Source organism: Amycolatopsis sp. 3B14, assembly GCF_050958625.1.
GTDB classification, from domain to species: domain Bacteria; phylum Actinomycetota; class Actinomycetes; order Mycobacteriales; family Pseudonocardiaceae; genus Amycolatopsis_E; species Amycolatopsis_E thermoflava.
This window is the reverse complement of the sequence record NZ_JBHZEN010000025.1, coordinates 143,597-164,364: the sequence shown is the minus strand read 5'-3', so window position 1 is coordinate 164,364 and position 20,768 is coordinate 143,597. Positions and strand designations below refer to the sequence as shown.

At 73.2% G+C, this 20,768-nt stretch carries 23 protein-coding genes; 11 read left to right on the top strand and 12 right to left on the bottom strand.

Features of this window, described 5'->3' with window-relative positions:
- Positions 1-2: 2 nt before the first annotated feature.
- From ACCP09_RS16370 to ACCP09_RS16360, 3 genes are all read left to right on the top strand, one after another.
- Positions 3-965, top strand: a complete 963-nt coding sequence (locus tag ACCP09_RS16370) for a sigma-70 family RNA polymerase sigma factor (protein WP_123685250.1) — start codon at positions 3-5, stop codon at positions 963-965.
- A 105-nt stretch (positions 966-1,070) separates the two neighbouring features.
- Positions 1,071-1,487: a hypothetical protein gene (locus ACCP09_RS16365; protein WP_123685249.1), complete on the top strand. Its 417-nt coding sequence runs from the start codon at positions 1,071-1,073 to the stop codon at positions 1,485-1,487.
- Between the two features lie 73 nt (positions 1,488-1,560).
- On the top strand, positions 1,561-1,953 hold the full coding sequence (locus ACCP09_RS16360) for an STAS domain-containing protein (RefSeq protein ID WP_378362886.1): 393 nt from the start codon (positions 1,561-1,563) through the stop codon (positions 1,951-1,953).
- Here ACCP09_RS16360 and ACCP09_RS16355 read toward each other — a convergent pair.
- The gene (locus ACCP09_RS16355; RefSeq protein WP_017984222.1) at positions 1,950-2,408 is read right to left on the bottom strand and encodes a DUF2269 family protein; all 459 of its coding nucleotides are present in this window, start codon (positions 2,406-2,408) and stop codon (positions 1,950-1,952) included. The two genes, ACCP09_RS16360 and ACCP09_RS16355, sit on opposite strands and share 4 nt — an antisense overlap.
- Before the next feature lie 130 nt (positions 2,409-2,538).
- On the opposite strand from ACCP09_RS16355, the gene ACCP09_RS16350 reads away from it, so the two are divergent.
- Both ACCP09_RS16350 and ACCP09_RS16345 read left to right on the top strand, forming a co-directional pair.
- Entirely contained in the window at positions 2,539-3,510 is a 972-nt protein-coding gene (locus ACCP09_RS16350; RefSeq protein WP_433747554.1) for a GlxA family transcriptional regulator, read from the top strand.
- Between the two features lie 884 nt (positions 3,511-4,394).
- Positions 4,395-5,012: a TetR/AcrR family transcriptional regulator gene (locus tag ACCP09_RS16345; protein WP_027934630.1), complete on the top strand. Its 618-nt coding sequence runs from the start codon at positions 4,395-4,397 to the stop codon at positions 5,010-5,012.
- Between the two features lies 1 nt (position 5,013).
- Here ACCP09_RS16345 and ACCP09_RS16340 read toward each other — a convergent pair whose 3' ends face one another.
- The 3 genes from ACCP09_RS16340 to ACCP09_RS16330 are packed head-to-tail and all read right to left on the bottom strand — an operon-like array spanning position 5,014 to position 7,645.
- Positions 5,014-5,481: a flavin reductase family protein gene (locus ACCP09_RS16340; RefSeq protein ID WP_433747550.1), complete on the bottom strand. Its 468-nt coding sequence runs from the start codon at positions 5,479-5,481 to the stop codon at positions 5,014-5,016.
- Positions 5,478-6,410 carry an alpha/beta hydrolase gene (locus tag ACCP09_RS16335; protein WP_433747547.1) on the bottom strand — a complete coding sequence of 311 codons (933 nt, stop codon included), beginning with the start codon at positions 6,408-6,410 and terminating at the stop codon, positions 5,478-5,480. The genes ACCP09_RS16340 and ACCP09_RS16335 overlap by 4 nt, the downstream gene beginning before the upstream one ends.
- The gene (locus tag ACCP09_RS16330; protein ID WP_123685247.1) at positions 6,407-7,645 is read right to left on the bottom strand and encodes an acyl-CoA dehydrogenase family protein; all 1,239 of its coding nucleotides are present in this window, start codon (positions 7,643-7,645) and stop codon (positions 6,407-6,409) included. The genes ACCP09_RS16335 and ACCP09_RS16330 overlap by 4 nt, the downstream gene beginning before the upstream one ends.
- Positions 7,646-7,860: 215 nt before the next feature.
- On the opposite strand from ACCP09_RS16330, the gene ACCP09_RS16325 reads away from it, so the two are divergent.
- The 4 genes from ACCP09_RS16325 to ACCP09_RS16310 are packed head-to-tail and all read left to right on the top strand — an operon-like array spanning position 7,861 to position 10,735.
- A complete protein-coding gene (locus ACCP09_RS16325; protein WP_431910484.1) occupies positions 7,861-9,261 on the top strand; it encodes an APC family permease in 1,401 nt (466 codons plus the stop codon).
- 14 nt (positions 9,262-9,275) lie between these two features.
- Complete coding sequence (locus tag ACCP09_RS16320) at positions 9,276-9,674, top strand: hypothetical protein (RefSeq protein WP_027934625.1); 399 nt, start codon at positions 9,276-9,278, stop codon at positions 9,672-9,674.
- 9 nt (positions 9,675-9,683) lie between these two features.
- The gene (locus ACCP09_RS16315; RefSeq protein ID WP_027934624.1) at positions 9,684-10,124 is read left to right on the top strand and encodes a GNAT family N-acetyltransferase; all 441 of its coding nucleotides are present in this window, start codon (positions 9,684-9,686) and stop codon (positions 10,122-10,124) included.
- A gap of 23 nt (positions 10,125-10,147) precedes the next feature.
- A complete protein-coding gene (locus tag ACCP09_RS16310) occupies positions 10,148-10,735 on the top strand; it encodes a hypothetical protein (RefSeq protein ID WP_433747541.1) in 588 nt (195 codons plus the stop codon).
- A gap of 378 nt (positions 10,736-11,113) precedes the next feature.
- Here ACCP09_RS16310 and ACCP09_RS16305 read toward each other — a convergent pair whose 3' ends face one another.
- The gene (locus tag ACCP09_RS16305) at positions 11,114-11,755 is read right to left on the bottom strand and encodes a CoA transferase subunit B (RefSeq protein WP_037323002.1); all 642 of its coding nucleotides are present in this window, start codon (positions 11,753-11,755) and stop codon (positions 11,114-11,116) included.
- A 2-nt stretch (positions 11,756-11,757) separates the two neighbouring features.
- Positions 11,758-12,474, bottom strand: coding sequence for a CoA transferase subunit A (locus ACCP09_RS16300; protein WP_027934622.1), 717 nt, complete (start codon positions 12,472-12,474; stop codon positions 11,758-11,760).
- 147 nt (positions 12,475-12,621) lie between these two features.
- Between ACCP09_RS16300 and ACCP09_RS16295 the strand changes: the two genes are divergently transcribed.
- Positions 12,622-13,398 carry an IclR family transcriptional regulator gene (locus tag ACCP09_RS16295; protein ID WP_017984235.1) on the top strand — a complete coding sequence of 259 codons (777 nt, stop codon included), beginning with the start codon at positions 12,622-12,624 and terminating at the stop codon, positions 13,396-13,398.
- 241 nt (positions 13,399-13,639) lie between these two features.
- Here the strand turns inward: ACCP09_RS16295 and ACCP09_RS16290 are convergent, their stop codons facing one another.
- The 6 genes from ACCP09_RS16290 to ACCP09_RS16265 form a co-directional block, all read right to left on the bottom strand.
- Positions 13,640-14,809 carry a flavin-containing monooxygenase gene (locus ACCP09_RS16290; protein WP_433747537.1) on the bottom strand — a complete coding sequence of 390 codons (1,170 nt, stop codon included), beginning with the start codon at positions 14,807-14,809 and terminating at the stop codon, positions 13,640-13,642.
- Between the two features lie 110 nt (positions 14,810-14,919).
- Positions 14,920-16,530 (bottom strand): LuxR C-terminal-related transcriptional regulator, encoded by a 1,611-nt coding sequence (locus ACCP09_RS16285; RefSeq protein WP_433747534.1) that lies wholly within the window; start codon positions 16,528-16,530, stop codon positions 14,920-14,922.
- A gap of 7 nt (positions 16,531-16,537) precedes the next feature.
- The gene (locus tag ACCP09_RS16280) at positions 16,538-16,951 is read right to left on the bottom strand and encodes an MmcQ/YjbR family DNA-binding protein (RefSeq protein WP_123685241.1); all 414 of its coding nucleotides are present in this window, start codon (positions 16,949-16,951) and stop codon (positions 16,538-16,540) included.
- Between the two features lie 18 nt (positions 16,952-16,969).
- Complete coding sequence (locus ACCP09_RS16275) at positions 16,970-18,421, bottom strand: CHAD domain-containing protein (RefSeq protein ID WP_433747530.1); 1,452 nt, start codon at positions 18,419-18,421, stop codon at positions 16,970-16,972.
- 177 nt (positions 18,422-18,598) lie between these two features.
- Entirely contained in the window at positions 18,599-18,772 is a 174-nt protein-coding gene (locus ACCP09_RS16270) for a DUF3237 family protein (protein ID WP_433747527.1), read from the bottom strand.
- A gap of 4 nt (positions 18,773-18,776) precedes the next feature.
- A complete protein-coding gene (locus ACCP09_RS16265; protein ID WP_433747524.1) occupies positions 18,777-19,694 on the bottom strand; it encodes a LysR family transcriptional regulator in 918 nt (305 codons plus the stop codon).
- 107 nt (positions 19,695-19,801) lie between these two features.
- Between ACCP09_RS16265 and ACCP09_RS16260 the strand changes: the two genes are divergently transcribed.
- Positions 19,802-20,767 (top strand): cyclase family protein, encoded by a 966-nt coding sequence (locus tag ACCP09_RS16260; protein ID WP_433747521.1) that lies wholly within the window; start codon positions 19,802-19,804, stop codon positions 20,765-20,767.
- Position 20,768 lies beyond the last annotated feature (1 nt).

Below are 20,768 nucleotides of genomic sequence, written 5' to 3'. Positions count from 1 at the left end.
TCGTGACGGAACTGGCCGTTGACCTGGAGCGGGCGCGCGCCGGGGACGACTCGGCGTTCACGCGGCTGGTCGAGCCGCTGCGGCGGGAGCTGCACGCGCACTGCTACCGCATGCTGGGGTCGGCGCACGACGCCGACGACGCGTTGCAGGAGGCGCTGCTCCGGGCGTGGCGGGGGCTGGCGCGCTTCGAGGGGCGCGCGTCGCTGCGGTCGTGGCTGTACACGGTGACGACGCGGACCTGCCTCGACGCGGTGGAGCGGCGCGGCAGGCGCGCGCTGCCGATGGATCTCGGCCCGTCCAGCGAGCACGTGGTCGCCGGGGACGCGCCGCGGACGGACGTCGCGTGGCTCGGGCCGTACCCGACGGGGCCGGACGCGCGGGCCGAGCAGCGGGAGGCGGTCGAGCTGGCGTTCGTGGCCGCGTTGCAGCACCTGCCGGGGAACCAGCGGGCGGCGCTGGTGTTGTTCGAGGTCCTGGGGTTCTCGGCGGCCGAGATCGCGTCGATGATGGGCACCTCGGCGGCGTCGGTGAACTCGGCGCTGCAGCGCGCGCGGCGTGTGGTGCCGGCGCGGGAGCCCGCGCCGCCCGACGCGCGGGTGCGGACGCTGGCGTCGGACTACGCCCGGGCACTGGAGCGGGGCGACGCGGACGCGCTGGTGGCGTTGCTGACGGAGGACGTGACGTGGTCGATGCCGCCGATGCCGCACTGGTACCGCGGGATCGACGCGGCGATGTCCTTCGCGCGCCGGTACCCCCTCGCGTCCTGCGGCTCGTGGCGGCACCGGATCGTCTCCGCGAACGGGCTGCCCGCGGTGGCCTCGTACCTGCGCTCGTCGCCGGGCGGCGCGTTCGAGAGCTGGTCGATCAACGTGCTCCGGCCGCGGGACGGGCGGATCGCGGAGATCACGTCGTTCGTGGGGCGGGAGCACTTCGCGGTGTTCGGGCTGCCGGACGCGCTGGACTGAGCCTGCACAGTCCTCTGTGGACCGGTTTACCGTCGGTAACGCCTGGGTAAACCGAGGATCCTCCGGTTGACGAGTCAGCGGAGGAGGTGGTGCATCGTGGATGACATGGTGCATCGGCCGGATCGGTTCACCAGCGTCGTGGACGGGCCGTCCGAACTGGCGGCCCTCCGGCGGCGGGTGCGGGTCATGCTCGCGGGCGTCGGCGAAGAGCACGTGGTCGACGCGCTGCTGGTGACCGATGAAATCGCCGGCATCGCCTGGCTGTCCACGCGCCAGCCGTTCACGTTGCGGCTGGGCTGGGCGGGCGCGGACACCATCCGCGTCGACGTCACGATCGCCGCGGAGCCACCCGCCCGCGGGGAACTCGGCACGTCGGCGCGGGTCCTCGACGGGATCGCCGCCAGGTGGGGCATGACGCCGCGCCGTGGCGAAACGGTGCTGTGGGCGGACGTTCCGGTCGCCGCCCCGGCCACGCCGGACGGTCCGGCGCTGGACGCGGTGCACGTCACGGAACCGGCGTGACGGTGGTCGCCGGTGGTCCGGGATCCGGGCCACCGGCGACGGCGGTTAGAGTGTCCGGGCTGAACTACCGACCGTGGAGGGATCCGTGCCCCAGGCCTTCGCCACCCGCTGGACGCGCGAGGGCAGCGAAGTCGTCGTCACCATCGTCGGCGAGGTCGACCTCACCACGGCGCCCCGCGTCCGCGAGGCCGTGAAGGACGCCCGCGACAGCGTCGCCCCGGTCGCGCTCACCACCGTGATCCTCGACCTGTCCGAGGTGGAGCACCTGGACTCCCTCGGCCTGGCCGTCCTGGTCGAGACGGCCGCCGAATGCCACTCCGCCGAGCAGGCGCTCGCGCTGATCTGCCCGACGCCGGTCGTCACGCGGCCGCTGGAGATGACCGGGCTCGACGGCATCCTCACGATCACCGCCTCCCTGGACGAAGCCCGCGAGGCGGCCCGGGAGTACCTCTCCGGCAAGGCCTAGGCGCTGGTCGTGGAGCCGGGGCGGACGATCATCAGCACCGTGACGACGGCCCACAGCACGTTGAAGATTCCGGTGTACATCGCCAACCGCGCCGGCGCGCGTGGTTCCGGTTCCGCCTGCTCCGCGATCCCGTCCAGGATGCCCTGCTGGCGCGGCAGCACCACCAGCACGAGCACGGCCGCCGCGATCGCGGTGAGCACGATGGACACGATCACCCACGCGTCGCCCGTCACGCCGAGGCTGCCCGCGGTCGCGAACCCGAACACCGGGATCGCGATGCCGACCGCGGCGTAGACCCGGCAGATGCGGTGCAGCGTGCGCAGCACCGCGAGGTCGTGGTCGGTGCCGCCGGTCGCGCGGCGGGTCGCGGCGGGGAACATGCTGGCCGCGACGGTGACCGGGCCGATCGCGACCAGCGCCGCGAGCACGTGGAGGGAGAGCAGTACCTTCGTCACACACCGGGACGGTAACGGCCGCCGGTGATCATCGGAACTGGCCGGATGGCCAACTTCCACCGGATTCTCGCCAACCCGTTGACCAGGGCGCTCCTGGCGGAACGGCGTGGCGAGGACCTACGGTGTCGCCATGCACACGGTCGCCGTGCTGGCGCTGGACCAGGTGGTCCCGTTCGACCTGGCCACCCCGATCGAGATCTTCACCAGGACCCGCCTGCCCGGCGGGCGCCCGGCCTACCGGGTGCGTGTCTGCGCCCCGACCCCGGAGGTCGGCGCGGGCACGTTCACGGTCCGGGCCGACTGGGGCCTGGAGGCGCTCGCCGACGCCGACACGATCATCCTGCCCGGCTGCGCCGACCCGACGGTGCCGGTGCCGGAGGACGTGCTGGACGCCCTGCGCAAGGCGGCCGCCGACGGCACCCGGATCGCGTCGATCTGCGCGGGCGCGTTCGTCCTCGCCGCGACCGGGCTGCTGGACGGCCTGCGCGCGACGACACATTGGGTGGCGGCGGACCTGCTCGCGCGGCGGCACCCGGAGATCGAGGTCGACCCGGACGTGCTGTACGTGGACAACGGCCAGTTCCTCACCTCGGCGGGCGCCGCGGCCGGGCTGGACCTGTGCCTGCACCTCATCCGGCGCGACCACGGTTCGGCGGTGGCGGCCGATGCCGCGCGCCTGTCGGTGATGCCGCTGGAGCGGGAGGGCGGCCAGGCGCAGTTCATCGTGCACGACCAGCCGCCCGCGCCGCGGGGTTCGGTGCTGGAGCCGGTGCTGCGGTGGATGACCGACCACCTCGACCGGGACCTGACGCTGAGCGACATCGCGGCGCGGGCGGGCATGAGCACGCGGTCGCTGAACCGGCGCTTCCGCGAACAGACCGGGACGACGCCGCTGCAGTGGCTGCACCGCGAACGGATCCGGCAGGCGCAGTACCTGCTGGAAACGACGCGGCACCCGGTGGACCGCATCGCGGGGCAGGTGGGTTTCGGTTCGCCGACCGCGTTCCGCGAGCGGTTCCGGCGGGTGGTCGGCACAAGCCCGAACGCCTACCGGGCCGCCTTCCAGCGGCGGGAGCCGGCGCAGCCGGGCACGCTTTTGTAGGCGACCCCGTGCCGGGCTGCGGTGTCCGGCGGCGGGCCGGCAGGCTTCGTAACGGCCAAGCCCACGGCGACTCCAGCGCACCCCGCGGCCGGTTCCGGCGCATCGTCGGCACGAGCCCGAACGCCTACCGGGCCGCCTTCCAGCGGCGGGAGCCGGCGCAGCCGGGCACGCTCACGTAGCCGCCACCGGAGCCCGGGGGCCCAGCCCGCAACCGCACCCGGCGCCTGGTTCCCGCGCATCGCCGGCGCCAGCGCCACTGCGCCGCAGCGGCGGGAACCGGCGCAGCCAGGCACACCGACGTAGCGGCCACCGGAGCCCGGCCCCTGGCGCACCAGCTCAGCACGGGCACCCCCCTCGCAACAGCGGCCACCCCACCGACGCCAGCCTCCTCCGCACCCGGTCGCTGGTTCCGGCGCATCGCCGGCACCCGCCGCACCGCGTCGCAGCGGCGGGAACCGGCTCAGCCGGGGAAGGCAAGCTGCGGCCACCGGAGCCCCCGCTCGGGCGGACCCGCCCAGCACGCGCGAACCCTCGCAACAGCAGCCACGCCCGGGCGGCCCCAGCCCTCGATCGCACCCGGCGACCGACTCCCGCGCACCGTCGGCACCAGCGCCACTGCGCCGCAGCGGCGGGAACCGGCGCAGCCAGGCACACCGACGTAGCGGCCACCGGAGCCCGGCCCTTGGCACACCAGCTCAGCACGAGCACCCCCTCGCAACAGCGGCCACCCCACCGACGCCAGCCCCCACCGCCCCCACGGCCGGTTCCCGCATCGCGGGCGCCAGCGCCACGGCTTCGGTTCCACCGCACGCCCGCTGAGCCGTGTAGCCTTCAGGCTCCATCGAGACGAGTCGGTCCCGTCCACTCCTGGTACTGTCCGGGACATGACCCGGACCCGTCGCGCGCCGAGTGGCGCCGCCGTGCTGCGTGTCGAACTCACGGACGCCATCGTCGAGGTCGTGATCGACGAACTCGCCGAGAAGGGCTACGCCCGCACCTCGATGGACGGCGTGGCCAGGCGGGCGGAGGTCGGGAAGAGCTCGCTCTACCGCCGGTGGTCCTCGAAGCAGGACATGGTGGCCGACGCGGTCTCCCAGCTGAGCGTCCCGCTGGTCGACATCCCCGACAGCGGCTCCCTGCGCGGCGACATCGAGCGCGCCTTCGAGATGGTCGTGCAGTGGCTCAGCGACGAGCGTCTCGGCCGGATCCTGCCCGACCTGACCGCCGAGGCGAAGCGCAACCCGGCACTGGCCAAGGCCCTGACCGAGCACCTGGAGGAGCCGCGCCGCGCCAAGGCGGAACCGGTGCTGGACCGCGCGATCGCCCGGGGCGAGCTGCCGCCGGACGTCGACCGGGAACTGGCGCTCGACATCTTCGCCGCCCCGATCTACTGGCGCTACACCGTGCGCCGCACCGAGATCACGCCCGAGTTCCTGGCGACGCTGACCGATTCGACGCTGGCGTTCCTCGGCGCCCGCCCGGCGAAGAAGCGGCGCAGGTAGTTCACCGCAGCACCCGGAACGTGCTGCGGTGGAACACCACCGGCTCCGCCCCCGGGAAATCCCGCAACGCCGTGATGCCGAGCAGCGCGATGACGTGGTCACCGGCGTCGACCTCACCGGTGAGCCGGCATTCGAGCTGCAACGCGCTGTCCTCGACCAGCACGGCGCTGCCACGCGCCACCCACGGCACCCCGGCGAACCGGTCCCCGTCCGGCATGGCCAGGCTGCGGCAGATCCCGCCCTGCCCGGCCGACAGCACGCTGACCCCGAGCTCCGGCGCCGCTCGCAACGTCCGCCAGGTCCGCGACGCCTTCCGCACGCACACCGAAACCAGCGGCGGGTCCAGGGAAACGGCGGTGAACGTGCTCGCGGCCATGCCCACCGGTTCACCGCCGACCAGCGCGCACACCGCCGCCACCCCGCTCGGGAACTGGCCGAACGCCGCCCGCAACTTGGTCCCGTCGATCATGTCGTCACTCCTTCCAGCTCGAACGCGCCGCGGAGGAACGCGACCGCCGGGCCCACGACCTCCGGGCTGCTGAACACAGCGGTGGCGTGGTCCGCGCCCGACACGACCTCCAAAGTGGACTGTCCGCCCGCGGCGAGCACCGCCTCGTGCAGCCGCCTGCTCTGCCCGAGCCCGGACCGGCGGTCGGCGTCGCCGTGGCTGATCCGGAACGGCGGCACCCGCGACGCCGCCGCCACCGCGCGGGACACCGCCGCCCCGGCCACCACCCCGGGCCGCGCCGCCAGCGGGAACCCGAAGAACTGCGAGCCGACGTCGACCGCGTTGCGCAGACCGGCCGCCGTCGGCTCGAACGCGTCCTCGACGATCGTCGAGAAGTCCGTGACCGGGTAGTGCAGCACTACCGCGGACAGCCGCGCGGACACCGCGGGGTGATCGCCGACCGGCCGTCCGATGCGGTCGGTGAGCGCGGCCAGCGCCATCAGGTACCCGCCGGCGGAACTGCCCCACCCGGCGACGCGCGCCGGGTCCAGCCCGTACCGGTGGGCGTGGACGCGGACCCACCGGATCGCGGCGAGCACGTCCTCGACCGGCTCCGGGTACCGCGCCTCGCCGGCGAGCCGGTAGTCCACCGACGCCACCGCGATCCCGTGCCGCGGCAGGCTCGCCCACGGCCCCATTTCCTTGACCCCGCCGAGGAAACTCCCGCCGTGCGCGTACACCACCACCGGCACCGGGCCGGTCGCGCCGAGCGGGACGTGCAGGTCCAGCGTCAGCGGCCGCCAGCCGACCGGGATCGCGTACTTGACGTTGAGGTACGACTCGGCGTCGTCGAGGATCCGCACCGGGCGGACCGTCCACAAGCGAGGGTCCGCCATGTGGTGCGAGGCAGGCCGCACGAAGGCGACGTCGGACGGGTGCGGCAGCGTCATGCCTTGCGCACCCCCGGCAGGTAACGGCCGGCGTCGGGGATCTCGCCGTTCAGCTCGGCGGCGCCGACGAACGCGTTCTTGGCGTCGATGCTGTCGTGGCTGGCGAACGTGCGGGCGTTGCGCCAGAACCGGTCCAGCCGGTACTTGTTGGCGGTGCTGCGCGCGCCGGTGAGGTCGTGCACGCGCGCGGTGACGTCCAGGGCCGCCGTGGTGCACACGACCTTGACCTTGAAGAACTCGGTCATCAGCGCGCGCAGGTCGGTCGTGTCGTCGGAGTTCGCCAGCTTCCGGCAGGTGTCCAGCAGGTAGGCGCGGCCCGCGGCGAGTTCCGCGGCCATCTCGCCGATCTGCCGGTGCATCAGCGGATCCTCCATGGCGGAGGCGAACATCGGCATGCTCGCGCGGTTCAGCCCGCGCAGGTACTCCAGCATCGCCGCGTACGCGCCTTCGCCGATCCCCTGCAGCAGCAACGCGTGGCCGGGCAGCACGAGGTCGACGAACACGACCTCCGACTCGGGCGCCGCGTAGTGCCAGCCGTCGGGCACGAACACCTCGGCGTAGGTGATGGTCTGGCTGATCGTGCCGCGCTGGCCCATGTTGTCCCAGTCGCCGTGCACCTCGACGCCGGGCGCGTCGAGCCGGATCAGCGCGTGGTGCCGGGATGTCGCACCGTCCGGCCCGGTGAGGCGGAAGCTGACGTTCGCCAGGTCGCGGCCACCGCCGCCGCTGTTGGTGTTGAAGGTCTTCACGCCGTTGACGACCACCCCGCCGTCGACCCGGCGGCCGGTGACCGGTCCGGTGCCGCCGGTTTCGGCGTTGGAGGCGACGATGCGCCGCCCCTGGGAGATCAGCTCGTCGGCGAGCGCCTGCTTGGTCGACACGGGCAGCGGCGCGGACATCACCTCGCGGGCCTGCAGCGCGGTGGTCGACCAGCACTGGCCGGTCGACCCGTCGCCCGCGGTCACCTCCAGCGCCGCCTCGACCACCCGGTCCCAGCCGGCGAAGGTGCCGCCCGTCCACAGTCCGCCGAACTCGACGGGGACGTTCGCGCGCTGCAGACCGGCCTCGCCGAGCAGGCGCATCGCCTCGGTGGGATCGACCCCGCGGGCGTCGACCTCGACGCCCAGCTCGGCGATGCGTGGCCGGAGCGCCCTGGCGCGGTCGACGACCTCGTCGTAGCTCGCGGGCGCCGCGGGCCAGGCGGGGATTTCACGGAATTGCGTGGAAACGGACATGAACGCCGTCCTTCCGGAAGGAATCAAGAAATGGACGAGACGGTATCGTCTCGACCACGGTAACCCGTCCGGAGCGGACCAACAAGAGTCTGGACACGCCGGGAGCGCCCGGCGTACTCTGCTCGGACGCGACGATACCGTATCGACCATTCGCGAGCGCTGTTCCGTGGCGTGGTGGGGGGACCGCCATTCACCCCGGAAGTCCAGGAGTGCTCATGACCCCAGACGGAAACCACCACCGGTTGCGCGCCAACGCGGTGGGCATCTTCGACATGATCCTCATGGTGATCGCGGTGACCGCACCGCTGACCGCGGTCGCCTCGAACCTCTCGCTGAGCCTCGCGTTCGGCGCAGGCACCGGCACGGTCGGCGTGCTCGTCCTCGTGCTGGCGATCCTGCTGGTGTTCTCCGCGGGCTACGTGGCGCTGAGCCGCCAGGTGGTCAACGCGGGCGCCTACTTCGCCTACATCGGGTTCGGCCTCGGCCGTCGCATGGGCGGCGCGTCGGCGCTCGTGGCGACGCTGGCCTACAACGTCGCGGCGGCCGGGATGTGCGTGGCCGTCGGGTACTTCGGGCACGCCGGGCTGTCCGCCTACCTCGGCGTGGACGTCCCGTGGTGGGTGATCGCGCTGGTGGCGGTGGCCGCCACCTGGGTGGTCGGCTACTTCGGCGTGACGATCGCGGGCAAGGTGAACGTCTTCGTCGCCGTCACCGAGTTCGCGGTGCTGCTGGCGTTCGCGATCGCGGTGCTGGTGCGGCGTCCGGGCGGGTTCTCGTTCGACGTGCTCGCGCCGGGCAGCGTGTTCGGCGGGAACTTCGGGCTCGCCGTGGTGTTCTGCATCCTGTCCTTCGCCGGGTACGAGGCCGCGGCCATCTACGGCGAGGAGGCGCGGTCGGCGCGGCGGAACGTCGGCCGGGCAACGTATTCCGCGCTGATCGTGCTGGCCGTGACGTTCGTGTTCGTCATGTGGGCGATCGCGGCGGCGTTCCCGGACGCGGTCGCGACGGCACAGGCCGATCCCGGCGCGCTGCTGGTCTCGGCGATCACCGCCTACCTCGGCGGGTGGGCCGGCCCGGTGCTGAGCCTGATGATCACGTTCAGCTTCTTCGCCGCGGCGCTGTCCTTCCACGCGATCGCGTCGCGGTACATGTTCTCCCTGGCGCGCGACGGGTTCCTGCCCCGGTCGCTGAGCCGGGTGCACCACCGGCGGCAGACACCGGTGTCCGCGGGGACCGTGCAGCTGGTGGTGTGCGTGCTGGTGGTGGTGCCGTTCGCGGTGGCCGGCGCCGATCCGATCGCGACGTTCTTCCCCGCGGTCTCCGGGATCACCGCGCTGGCGATCATCTACCTGATGGCGGCGTGCTCGGCGAGCATCGTCACCGCGGCCGCGCGCGGGCGGATCAGCGGGTCCACCTGGGCGGTGCGGGTCGCGCCGTCGATCGCGTGCGTGGCGCTGGTGAGCTGCGGGGTGGTCATCGTCGCCCACTACACGGAGATCACCGGCAGCGATTCGCCCGTCATCAGCGCGCTGCCGCTGTCCCTCGTCGTCGCCGCGGCCTACGGCTGGCTCGCGGCGCGGACCCGGACCGTCACCGAGGAACCGGCTCTGGCCTGAAAGGAAGAAGTCCGATGAGTTTCACGCCCAATCCCGGCGACACGCTGGTGTTCGAGAACGACCGCGTGCGCGTGTGGTCGATGACCCTGCCGCCGCGTGGGATGTACGACTGGCACCAGCACCACCACGACCACCTGATCATCTGGCCGGACCCGGGCCGGGCGGAGGCGCAGCGCCTCGGCGACGAGGACTGGACGCTGCGGCAGACCGCCGAGGCCGGGTACGTGGCGTTCAAGACCGTCGGCAGCGGCGGGCCCCTGACGCCGCACCGGATCCGCAACCTGGAGGACCACGCCGTGACGCACTACATTGTGGAGCTGATCAGCGAACCTTCGCCGAGCCAGGTGGAGCTGCCGTCGGAGACGAACGACCGCGGCTCGGCGGTGGACGTCCGGACGGGCGAGCCGTTCTAGGGAGGTCATGTGCGAGTCACCCTGCGCCCCGCGACGGAGGGCGACCGCGAGTTCTGCTTCCGGCTGCACGAAGCCGCGATGGGCGCGTACGTCGCGGCCGTGTGGGGCTGGGACGAGCAGGAGCAGCGCGCTTACCACGACCGCGGCTTCGCGCCCGGCCGCTGGCAGATCGTGACCGTGGACGGGACCGACGCGGGCATGCTCAGTGTCGAGCAGCGGGACGGCTCGCTCTACCTGGGACGGATCGAACTGCTGCCGGAGTTCCAGGGACGCGGCGTCGGGAGCAGGCTGATCACGGACCTGATCGCCGACGCGGACCGGCGCGGGGTGGCTGTGGAACTGGACGTGCTGGCGGTCAACACGCGGGCGTACGAGCTGTACCGGCGGCTGGGTTTCCGCGAGGTGCGCCGTGGTCGCAAGATCGCGATGAGGTACCGCGGAACGCCTTGATCGGTTACGGCATCATAACCGGCGTGAAGCGTGGTTCTCTCTTCCGGACAGCAGCGGTGGCGGCGGCGGCGCTGACCGCCTCGGCGTGCGGATCGTCCTCTTCGGACGCTCCGAGCGCGGCGGCGACGAGCAGCAGCGCCCCGCCGCCCATCGTGGAACCCACGACGCCGCCGGGCACTTCGCTGACCGTCGGGCAGCGCGCGGTCGTCAACTACTCCGACGGGATCGACGAGGGTCTGCTGGCGATCACCGTCACCGCGATCGAGCAGGCGGACCAGAACGAGTTCCGGACCGCGTTCGGCGACAAGGCGCAGGGGCTGACGCCGTACTGCATCCGCTACACCGTGGAGAACCTGACCGGGACCGATTTCGGCACCAAGGTCGGCCCGACGCTGGAGGCCCTGGTCGGCGACGGGGAGACCACGGGAACGTTCATCACGGGCGACATCCCGAGCTGCGCGCCGCGCCTCTCCCCCGGCGACTTCGACCACCCGGGCGCGCGGTACGAGAACGCGGACCTGGACGCGACATCGCCGGACGACCCGGTGGTGGCGGCCCGCTACGACGGCAACGACTACGACGGCAACCCGCTGGTGTGGCGGATGCCCTGACGCTGGGCGCGGGAGGCGTGCGGGCCCCGGCGGGGCCGCCGGGGCAAGCCACGCCGTGACCAAGCGGGTCTGTCGGCGAGCCAGACCGTCACCGCGCGCCGGGCAGACCGCGCAGCGACGGAGCGCGGCTGCCCGACAAGCCGCACCGCGACCGCGGCGCCACCGGCAAGCCGCGCCGTGACCAAGCGGGTCTGTCGGCGAGCCAGACCGTCACCGCGCGCCGGGCAGGCCGCGCAGCGACGGAGCGCGGCTGCCCGACAAGCCGCACCGCGACCGCGGCGCCACCCGCAAGCCGCGCCGTGACCAAGCGGCTCTGCCGGGCAACCCGTGCGGTGACCGGGTGGGACTGTCAACCAACGGTCCCACCCGGTCGCAGACCTAACCCGCTACCGGCTCCAGCACCTTCGCGCCCGTCTTCTCCCGCAGCTCCTCCTCCGTGACTCCCGGCGCGAGGCGCACCAGGCGGAGGCCCTCCGGCGTCACGTCCAGCACCGCGAGGTCCGTGATGATCCGGTCCACCACGCCCGCGCCGGTCAGGGGCAGCGTGCACGTCTCGACGATCTTGGGGCTGCCGTCCTTCGCCACGTGGTCGGTGATCACGATGATCCGCTTGGTGCCCGCGACCAGGTCCATCGCGCCGCCCATGCCCTTCACCAGCGCGCCGGGCACGGTCCAGTTCGCCAGGTCGCCGTTGGCGGCCACCTGCAGCGCGCCGAGGATCGCCAGGTCGATGTGCCCGCCGCGGATCATGGCGAACGACGTCGCCGAGTCGAAGAAGCTCGCGCCGGGCTGGACGGTCACCGTCTGCTTGCCCGCGTTGATCAGGTCGGCGTCCTCCTCGCCCTCGAACGGGAACGGGCCGAGGCCGAGGATGCCGTTCTCGCTCTGCAGGGTCACCCGGACGCCATCCGGGATGTGGTTGGCCACCAGCGTGGGAATGCCGATGCCGAGGTTCACGTAGTCCCCGTCGCGCAGTTCCGCCGCCGCCAGCGCGGCCATCTCGTCGCGGCTCCAGCCCATGGTCACGCCTCCGTCCCGGCGAGCGCCCGCGGGCGCACCGTGCGCTTTTCGATCTCCTTCTCCCGCGGCGTGGCGACCACCAGGCGGTCGACGAACACGCCGGGGGTGATGACCAGGTCCGGGTCGACGTAGCCGTCGAGCAGGACCTCGGTCTCCACCACGGTCACCCGGCCGCAGGTGGCGACCACCGGGTTGAAGTTGCGGGCCGCCATCCGGTACACGAGGTTGCCCTCCCGGTCGGCGGTGTGGGCGTGGACCAGCGCCAGGTCGGCGACGATGCCGCGCTCCTGCACGTAGGTCTCGCCGTCGAACTCGGCGTGCGGCTTGCCCTCGGCCACCGGCGTGCCCACGCCCGTCTTCGTGTAGAACGCCGGGATGCCGGCGCCGCCCGCGCGCATCCGCTCGGCCAGCGTGCCCTGCGGCGCGAACTCGACCTCGACCGAACCGTCCAGGTACTGCTGCGCGAACAGCTTGTTCTCCCCGACGTAGGACGCGATCACCTTGCGGACCTGCTTGTTCTCCAGCAGCAGCCCGAGACCCTTGCCGTCCACACCCATGTTGTTCGACACGATCGTCAGATCGCGGACCCGGGCTTCGCGGACGACCTCGATCAGGTCGTAGGGGATGCCGGACAGACCGAAGCCGCCGACCGCGATCGTCATGCCGTCTCGCAGCGCGCCTGCCATCGCGTCGGCGGCCGCGCCGAACACCTTGGACACGTGAACTCTCCTTCGAGCGTCCGTGGGATGAGCACCTGCCCGCAGTCAAGACGACCTGGGGAAACCCGGTCAAGCAGCCGTTCTGGATCTCTCGTCAGGTGAACGGCTCGAGGTTTGGCGTTCACTGAGTGGACGTACCATGGGGACATGCCGCCCGCCCACCTGATCGGCCGCGCCGCGCTGGTGCTTCGTGCGCTGTCCGCGGCCGGTGAGCCCGGTGCGTCGACCTCCGACGTGTCGCGGCTGACCGGGCTGGCCCGGCCGACGGTCCACCGGTTGCTGGCGGCGCTGGCCGACGAGGGGTTCGTCGACCGCGACCAGCGCAGCGGCCGCTGGTACCTGGGCCCGGAGCTGTACCTGCTGGGCGAGTCGGCGGCCGCGCGCTACGACGTGACGCAGCACGCGCGGGCCAGCGTGCACCGGCTCGCCGCGGCGACCGGGGAGAGCGCGTTCTTCTCCGCCAGGCGCGGCGACGAGACGGTGTGCCTGCTGCGCGAGGACGGCGACTTCCCGATCCGGTCGTTCGTGCTGTACGAGGGCGCGCGGTTCCCGCTGGGCGTGGTCTCGGCCGGGCTGGTCGTGCTGTCGCTGCTGTCCGACCGGGAGATCGACGACTACCTGGCGCGGGTCGACCTGACGGAGCGGTGGGGCGCGGCGCACGCGCCGGGGCCGCTGCGGGAGCGGATCGCCGAGACGCGGGAGCGGGGGTACGCCGTCAACCCGGGCCTGGTGGTCGAGGGCAGCTGGGGCATGGCGGCGGCGGTGTTCGGCTCGTCCGGGGAGCCGGCGTGGGCGCTGACGCTGACCGGGGTGGAGTCTCGCTTCCGCGAACCGCGGCGGGCGCAGCTGGGCGCGCTGCTGCTCAAGGAGGCCCACGCGCTGACGACGGCGCTCCGCGCGGACCGGCAGCACGGCGGGCTCTGACGCTGGGGGCGGGGGTTCGGGCACCGCGGGCTGATGCGGCCGTGGATCGAACGCCCGCACCGGACATGCTGCGGCGGGGTGCCCTCGCCGGGCGGACAGGCGCGCCTCACTGCTGGCCGGCCGGCAAGGGCAGCCCGCACTCCGCCGGCCCCATTCCGGCAGCGGCCGCTCCCCGCGCGGCGTGCGTCGCGCGGGGAGCGGGGTGCCCCGCCCGGGGCCAGACCTCAGCCGGGCCCCCGCGTCACCGGTCGAGCGTCCGCAGCGCCCGCTGGTAGAGCCGCCGCGCCTCGGTCAGGTTTCCGTGCGCCTGGTGGTCCATCCCGAGCGTCGTCAGGTCCGCCGCGGACACCTCGGGGGCGCGGCGGGCCAGGTGGCGGACCACGTATTCGGCGTCGCGGCCCGCTCCGCCCACCAGCATCGAGCTGAACGAGTGCAGGAACGGCAGCCCGACGAAGTACAGGCCGGGCACCGACGTCACGCCGCGCTCCTGCTCGGGGTAGCCGTCCTCGCCGGTGACGGGCAGGTCGATCCACCCGTAGTCGGGGCGGAAACCGGTGCACCACACCACGTTCGCGACATCCACCACGCGCCCGTCCGCGAGCACGGGCATGCCGTCCCGGACGCCGGTGGTCTTGTCGACGACCCGCTCCACACCGGCCTTGCGCAGGTCCTCCTTCTTGACCCGGATCAGGGGCCCGCCGTGCCCGCGCACCTCCGCACGCAGCTTGCGGCCCACCGCCCGGTTCACGGTGAGGACCCGGGTCGCCGCGAACCACAGCACCCGCAACGCCATCGACGCGACACGGCCTTCGAAGTAGAACGGGATCTCGCCGGTGTCCGTGCCGGACAGGATCGTCGGGTGCTCGCTGGCAACCTCGTACGCGATGTCCGCGCCGGAGTGGCTCGCCCCGACGACCAGCACCGGCCCTGGCCGCAGCTGCGCCGGGTTCCGGTACTCGCTCGAGTGCATCTGGCGGATCTCCGGGCTCAGCTCGCCCGCGAAGGCCGGGATGGACGGCGCGCCCCACACGCCCGAGGCGACCACCACGTTGGCGGCCTCGAACCGCTGGCCCCCCGCGGTCACCACGAACTCGCCGTCCTCTTGCGACAGCCGCTCCACCCGCGTGCCGCAGCGCACCGGCAGTTCGAACCGCTGCGCGTAGGCCTCCAGGTAGTCGGCCATCTCGTCCCGCGTGGGGAAACTGCCGGGTGGCGCGGGGAACCGCATCCCGGGCAGGCCGTCGTAGCGCGCCGGGCTGAACAGCCGCAGCGAATCCCAGTGCCGCCGCCACGAGTCGCCGATCCGCTCATGCGCGTCGAGAATCACGAACCGCCTGCCGTCGCGGGCCAGGTGGTACCCGGCCGAAAGCCCGGCCTGCCCGCCGCCGATGACCACCGTGTCGAACCTCATCGTGCACCTCCAGCTTTTCCGAGGACACCGACGCTAGGCCCGCGGCCCGCCACGGAACCTCGGGTGAACGACCCAATTCCCCGGCCCCCGGCATGGGTAGTTCTGCCCAGTCAGCCGATCCGGTGCTGGAAGGCGTACGCCGCCGCCGCGGTGCGCGAGCCCACCCCGAGCTTGGCGAAGATGTTGCTGACGTGGCGCGCCACGGTCTTCTCGCTCAGCACCAGTTCCCGCGCGATCCCGCGGTTGGTGGCGCCGGCGGCCAGCAGCCGCAGCACCTCGGTCTCCCGCGGGCTCAGCAGCGAGGCGCCGCGGCGAGCGCCGCGCACCCGGGCCAGGTCCGGTTCGGCACCGAGCCGCGTGAACACCTCCGCGGCGGCGTCCAGCTCCACCTCCGCGGCGTCCTCGTCGCCGAGCGCGCGGCAGGCCAGCCCGACCAGGCACCGGGTCCGCGCCGCTTCGTAGGGCGCGTCCAGTTCGCACCACAGCCGCAGCGCGGTCCGCAACGGCGGCAGCGCCGCGGACTCGTCACCCGCGGCGAGGAGCGCCGCGCCGGTCGCGCCCGACGCCAGCGCGCGCAGGGCGGGCGTGTGGAACCGGCCGGCGATCGCGGTCAGCTCGGCCGCCGCCGCCCGGGCGCACCCCGGGTCGCCGTTGCCGATCGCGGCTTCCACCTGCGCGGGCAGCAGGCGGGACCGGCTGATGTCGTCCTCGGCCTCGGCCAGGGCACGGCGCAGGGACGCGTCCGCCGCGTCGGCGCGGCCCTGGGCCAGGCGGAGCAGCGCCAGGCCCGGCTGGATGTCCCACCCGCTTTCGCCGGCCCGCCGGTAGGAGCTCTCGGCGTCGGCGAACTCGCCACGCAACCGGTGGATCTCGGCGAGCTGGTAGTAGGCCATACCCGCGACCACGTGCCCGTACCGATGGTCCAGCCGCGCGCAGGCCGTCCGCGCCTCGCGGACCGCGTCCGGCCACTCGCCGACGAGCTGCAGCAGCTCCGAGCGGTGCACCCGGCAGATGCCGGAGTAGGCGCCGGTGAACTGCGGGCTCGCGTCGCACCAGGCGTTCACCGCGGCGGTCCACTCGCGGGCGCGGCCCAGCTCGTGCACGTCGCGGCAGGCGGCGATCATGCTGCAATACATCCAACCGGTCACCTGTGAGGAACACGCGCCCGCGGAGATGTCGAGCATCGCCTCGTCCAGCAGCGCGAGCCCCTCTTCGACGCGGCCCTGCGCGAGCCGGGCGCGGCCCTGGACCTGCACCCCGATGGCCACGAGATCCCGGTCACCGCACCGGTTCCCCAGCTCGACGGCCTCCGCGGCGGTCGCGAACGCGGCGTCCCCGGTCTGCCGCTCGGCCTCGCCGATCAGCAGGTAGCCGCGCTGCGCGCAGCCCGGGTCGTGCGCCAGCAGCCGCGCCGCCCGCGCCATCCAGCCCTGTGCGCGCGAGAACTCGCCCTGGAACGCGCACACCTCGCGCAACCAGAAGGCGCACCGCACGGCCCGGCCGATCGCGCCGGCGTGCACGTGCTGCTCGTAGCAGCGGCGGAACGCGTCGGCGGCCTCCTCCGGGCGGCCCAGCAACAGGGCCAGCTCGCCGAGCCGCTCCAGGTCCGGCAGCGCGAGAGGGGTTTCCCGGTCGGCGGCGGCCAGGGAGTCACAGGCGTCGGCCCAGGCCCGCCGGTCGTAAGCCGCGCCGGCCCGCTCGAGCAGGACGCGCGTGTCCACCGGGTCATTAAACGCCCGCGATGTCCTCGTCACCAGGTCCGTCGGTCAGGCGGCCGCGCAGCTTCGCGGGCGCGACGGCGAGCCACCCGTCGGTGAGCGCTTCACGCAGCGCTGTGCGGGACACCTTCCGCAACTGGACGAGCACCGCCGCGTAACCGTCGAAATGCGGGATCGTGAAGAAGGCGTCCGGGTTCGCCGCGAGGACCGCCTCCTTCTCGCCGAGGTCGTCCACCCGGATCGCGAGGATCGGCCCGTCCGGTGGGGCCTCGTCGCCGAACCGGCGGAGGTCGGCCTTGCTGAACGGCCGCACCCAGGCGAACGCCTTACCGGCGACGGACCACGTCCGGTGACCGTGCCGCTCCCCCTCGGTCACCTCGGGCAGCTCGGTGACCAGCCGTGTCACGTCGCCGACAGTCGCCATCGTCGAACGGTACCGCGGTCACGGCGCGCCCGGCAGCTTCCGCCGCTCGAAGCTCTCCCACAGGGCAGCGCGGCGGGCGCGGCCGCGCTCGTACAGGCGCCCGAACACGAACGCGTCGGTCACCGAATCACCCGTTCGCTGCCGGAGGAGTTCACCCGCGCTCACCAGGTCGTGATACTCGCCCAGCTCGCTCTGCACCTGCTTGACCGCCCGCCGCCACGAGCGCACCCGCTTGCCCAGCAACGGTTTCGCCACATCGGCCGCGTACCGCGCCGCCTTCGCCTTCTTGCGCACCTCGTGCAGGGCGGCGTCGGGGTCGCTCGCGTCGCGCACCGCCTCCGCCGCGGCCGTCAGCCGCCGGCTCGCGCGGCGGAGGGCCTTGCGCAACTCGCGGCGCCCGGACTCGGCGGCGATCGTCAACGGCGGATCGGCCACCCACTCGTCGAGCGCGCCCAGCAGCCGGGCGTAGCGCTCGCCGGTCAGTTCCGCGAGCAGAGCCCGCCGGTCCCGCTCGGCTGCTTCGTCCAAACGCGACACGAGCGTGCGGCGGGCGTGCTCGGTTTCCGGCTCGCGCGGGAGGTTCGCGAGCTCGGCGAGCAGCGTTTCGCGCCGGACCTCGCCGTCCCGGGCCGGGGACAGCACCCGTCCGGCCCACCTCAGCTCGTCCGCCAGCGCCTTCGCCCGGTCGCGCACGAAGAGGCGCCGGTAGCCGCGCAACGCGCTCCGCAGCCGCCGCATCGCGACGCGCAACTGGTGCACCGAGTCCTCGTCGCCGCGCCGGACGCCCTCGTCGTACCGGCGGATCGCCTCGACCTGCGCGCGCAGGTAGGTCATGACGGTGTCCCCGGCGTTGCCGGGCTCCTCGTCGGCGACCAGGTCGGCGGCGAGCAGGCGTCGCAGCTTCGACGGCCAGTGCGCGGGCCGCACCCCGTCCGCGACGAGGGCTTCGGCGAGGGTGTCGAGGAGTTCCGGTTCGGCGTCGTCGAGTTCGACCTCGAGTTCACGCCAGTGGTCCAGGTGCGCGTGGTCGCCGGCACGCTCGCCGTGGACGTGGTCGTCGGTCAGCACGGCCAGCCGCCGCCCGTCGGCGGCGGTGAGGTCGTGGGTGAAGCGGTCGACGCGGAGGTGCGCGATCTCGACGAGGTCCGAACCACCGGTCCACTCGCGCGCGGCGTCGGCGAGTTCAGGTGGCAGGTGGTCGCCCGGCGGCAGCTGGGTCTCCTCGCGGGCCCCGGCCGCCGCCGGGCGCTTGAGGTGCCAGCCCGCGTCGTCTCCGCCGGTGCGGCGGCGCAGGGTCACGCCGGCGCGCGCCAGCCGGAGGTCCCGGGTGTCGTAGTAGGTGTTGTCGAGCCTGGACTCCCTCGGCGGGGACTGCTCCGCCACGGGGCCCACCCCGGCCAGCCGCGGCACCGGCCGGCCGTCGTCGAAGTCGAACTTCCGCTCCCGCTCGGTGACCGTCTTCGCGCCCATGACCAGGAGTTCCCGGGCGACGACCGGCGGAAACCCGCCGACAGCACCAGCCGAGCGGCCATGGGCGGGAACCTCGCCTACCGCCGACGGACGCCGGTGCAGGCGATCAGCTCCGCCAGCGCTTCCCGGTCCAACCGCGCCTCCTCCAACGGCGCCGGACGCTACCCGCCTGCCCGTTCAGCAGACCGCGTACACGTTCAGCAGCACCGCGTCCGGGCGGCGCAGCGCCGAGCTCACCGCGATGACGTGGTTGAGCCACGCGTGCTCCGGCGAGTCCTCGGCGGTCTCGAAGGTGATCGCGGTGCGGAAGCGGGTCGCGGTGGCTCGTACGGGGTCGCCATGAGCCGGCAAACTATCAGGGAATCTGATCCAGGACAGCGGTCGCGCGGAGGACGACGTCCCGCAGGTAGCGGTGCTCGGGATCGTCGTCGTACATCGGGTGCCACCACATCGCCTCGCGTAGCGGGCCGATTTCCAGCGGGCACGGCAGCGCCCGGACACCCAGCTCGGCGGGCACCCCGGCGGCGAGCCTGCGCTGCAGCAGCGCGACCCGGCCGGTGCCGCGGACCAGGCTCGGCACGGTCAGGAAGGTTTCCGTCACCACCTGCACGTTCGGCTCGATGCCGAGCATCCGCATCTGCCGCGCGGCGGGCGTGGACGCCGTCGGGCCGTGGTAGGTGACCACCCACGGCATCGTCTTCAGCTGCTCGACGGTCAGCTCCTCGCCGACATCCGGGTTGTCCCGGGACACGAGGCACACCCAGTCGTCCAGGTACAGCTCGCGGTAGGGCAGGTCGGTGATGAACCCGTGCGGCATCAGCAGCAGGTCGTGGTTGACCAGGGCCTGCGCCGCCTGCTCGACCAGCGGCGGGGTGTTCGCGGTCAGCCGCAGCCGCGTGCCGGGGGCCTCCGCGGCGAGCAGCGCGGCGATCTCCGAGCCGAGCACCGCGACGCCGTAGTCGCTGATCAGCAGCGAGAACTCGCGGGCCGAGGACGCAGGGTCGAAGTCCGGTTCGGCGGCGAACACCCGCTCCACCCCGGAGATCGCCACCCGCACCCGTTCCTTGAGCTGCACCGCCAGCGGGGTCAGCCGGTAGGAGTTGCCGACCCGGATCAGCAGGTCGTCGCCGAAGTGCCGGCGCAGCTTGCCCAGGTGCGCGGACACCGCGGGCTGGCTCAGCCCCATCCGCTCGGCCGCGCGCGTGACGCTGCGCTCCTGCAGCAGCGCGTGCAGCGCGACCAGCAGGTTCAGGTCCAGGCTCGCCAGGTTCACCAGCGCAGGCTACATCAGCCAGGCTGATACCTCCCATAACCGATTTCGTCTTCCCTGATACCGCCGCGGTGCCCGACAGTGGACTCGTCGCTCAAGGAGGAACCGACGTGATCCACGACCGCACCGATCCCGAAGGCGCGATCGCCGCCGCGGCCAAGCGGTGCTCCAACTGGGGCCGCTGGGGAGCCAAGGACGTACTCGGCACGCTGAACTTCCTGGACGAGGCCAAGCGCCGCGAAGGCGCCGCACTCGTCCGGCAGGGCAAGAGCTTCTCGCTCGCGCAGCGGTTCGAGGCCGACGGCCCGCAGAAGGGCTGGCGCCGCCGCACCAACCCGGTCCACACGATGCTCGACACCGGCCTGGACGCCGAACGCGGTCAGGGTTTCCCGCACGGCCTCGGCGGCGCGGACGACGTCGTGTTCATGCCGCTGCAGGCCTCGACGCAGTGGGACGGGCTCGGCCACATCTTCGACCACGGCACCGCCTACAACGGCCGCCGCGCAGGCGATGTCGTCACCAGCGAGGGCGACCGGGTGACCGGCATCGAGACCACCGCCGGCCGGATCGCGGGCCGCGGCGTGCTGCTCGACGTCGGGCGCGCGATCGGCGACGACGGCGAGCTGCCGGACGGGTTCGCGATCACCGCCGAGCACCTGGAGGCGACGATCGCCGCGCAGGGCGAGACGGCCCACGTCGGCCGCGGCGACCTGCTGCTGGTGCGGACCGGGCGGCTCACCCGCGCCCGGCGGGACGGTTGGGGCGACTACGCCGGCGGCGACGCGCCCGGCCTGTCGTTCACCACCGCGGACTGGCTGCACGGTACCGAGATCGCCGGGATCGCCACCGACACCTGGGGTTTCGAGGTGCGGCCCAACGAGTTCGACGTCGCGTTCCAGCCGCTGCACCAGGTCTGCATCCCGCACATCGGCCTGTTCCTCGGCGAGATGTGGGACCTCGACGCGCTCGCCGCGGACTGCGCAGCCGACGGCGTGTACGAGTTCTTCCTCGCCGCCGACCCCATCCCGGTGACCGGCGCGGTCGGCGCCCCGGTCGCACCCGTCGCCGTGAAGTAGG

Excerpts from the sequence above, each read along its gene's own strand:
- ACCP09_RS16365 (WP_123685249.1), top strand. The coding sequence starts at position 1,071 with ATGGTGCATCGGCCGGATCGGTTCACCAGCGTCGTGGACGGGCCGTCC.
- ACCP09_RS16350 (WP_433747554.1), top strand. The coding sequence starts at position 2,539 with ATGCACACGGTCGCCGTGCTGGCGCTGGACCAGGTGGTCCCGTTCGAC.
- ACCP09_RS16345 (WP_027934630.1), top strand. The coding sequence starts at position 4,395 with ATGACCCGGACCCGTCGCGCGCCGAGTGGCGCCGCCGTGCTGCGTGTC.
- ACCP09_RS16340 (WP_433747550.1), bottom strand. The coding sequence starts at position 5,481 with ATGATCGACGGGACCAAGTTGCGGGCGGCGTTCGGCCAGTTCCCGAGC.
- ACCP09_RS16335 (WP_433747547.1), bottom strand. The coding sequence starts at position 6,410 with ATGACGCTGCCGCACCCGTCCGACGTCGCCTTCGTGCGGCCTGCCTCG.
- ACCP09_RS16330 (WP_123685247.1), bottom strand. The coding sequence starts at position 7,645 with ATGTCCGTTTCCACGCAATTCCGTGAAATCCCCGCCTGGCCCGCGGCG.
- ACCP09_RS16325 (WP_431910484.1), top strand. The coding sequence starts at position 7,861 with ATGACCCCAGACGGAAACCACCACCGGTTGCGCGCCAACGCGGTGGGC.
- ACCP09_RS16320 (WP_027934625.1), top strand. The coding sequence starts at position 9,276 with ATGAGTTTCACGCCCAATCCCGGCGACACGCTGGTGTTCGAGAACGAC.
- ACCP09_RS16305 (WP_037323002.1), bottom strand. The coding sequence starts at position 11,755 with ATGGGCTGGAGCCGCGACGAGATGGCCGCGCTGGCGGCGGCGGAACTG.
- ACCP09_RS16295 (WP_017984235.1), top strand. The coding sequence starts at position 12,622 with ATGCCGCCCGCCCACCTGATCGGCCGCGCCGCGCTGGTGCTTCGTGCG.
- ACCP09_RS16290 (WP_433747537.1), bottom strand. The coding sequence starts at position 14,809 with ATGAGGTTCGACACGGTGGTCATCGGCGGCGGGCAGGCCGGGCTTTCG.
- ACCP09_RS16280 (WP_123685241.1), bottom strand. The coding sequence starts at position 16,951 with ATGGCGACTGTCGGCGACGTGACACGGCTGGTCACCGAGCTGCCCGAG.
- ACCP09_RS16275 (WP_433747530.1), bottom strand. The coding sequence starts at position 18,421 with ATGGGCGCGAAGACGGTCACCGAGCGGGAGCGGAAGTTCGACTTCGAC.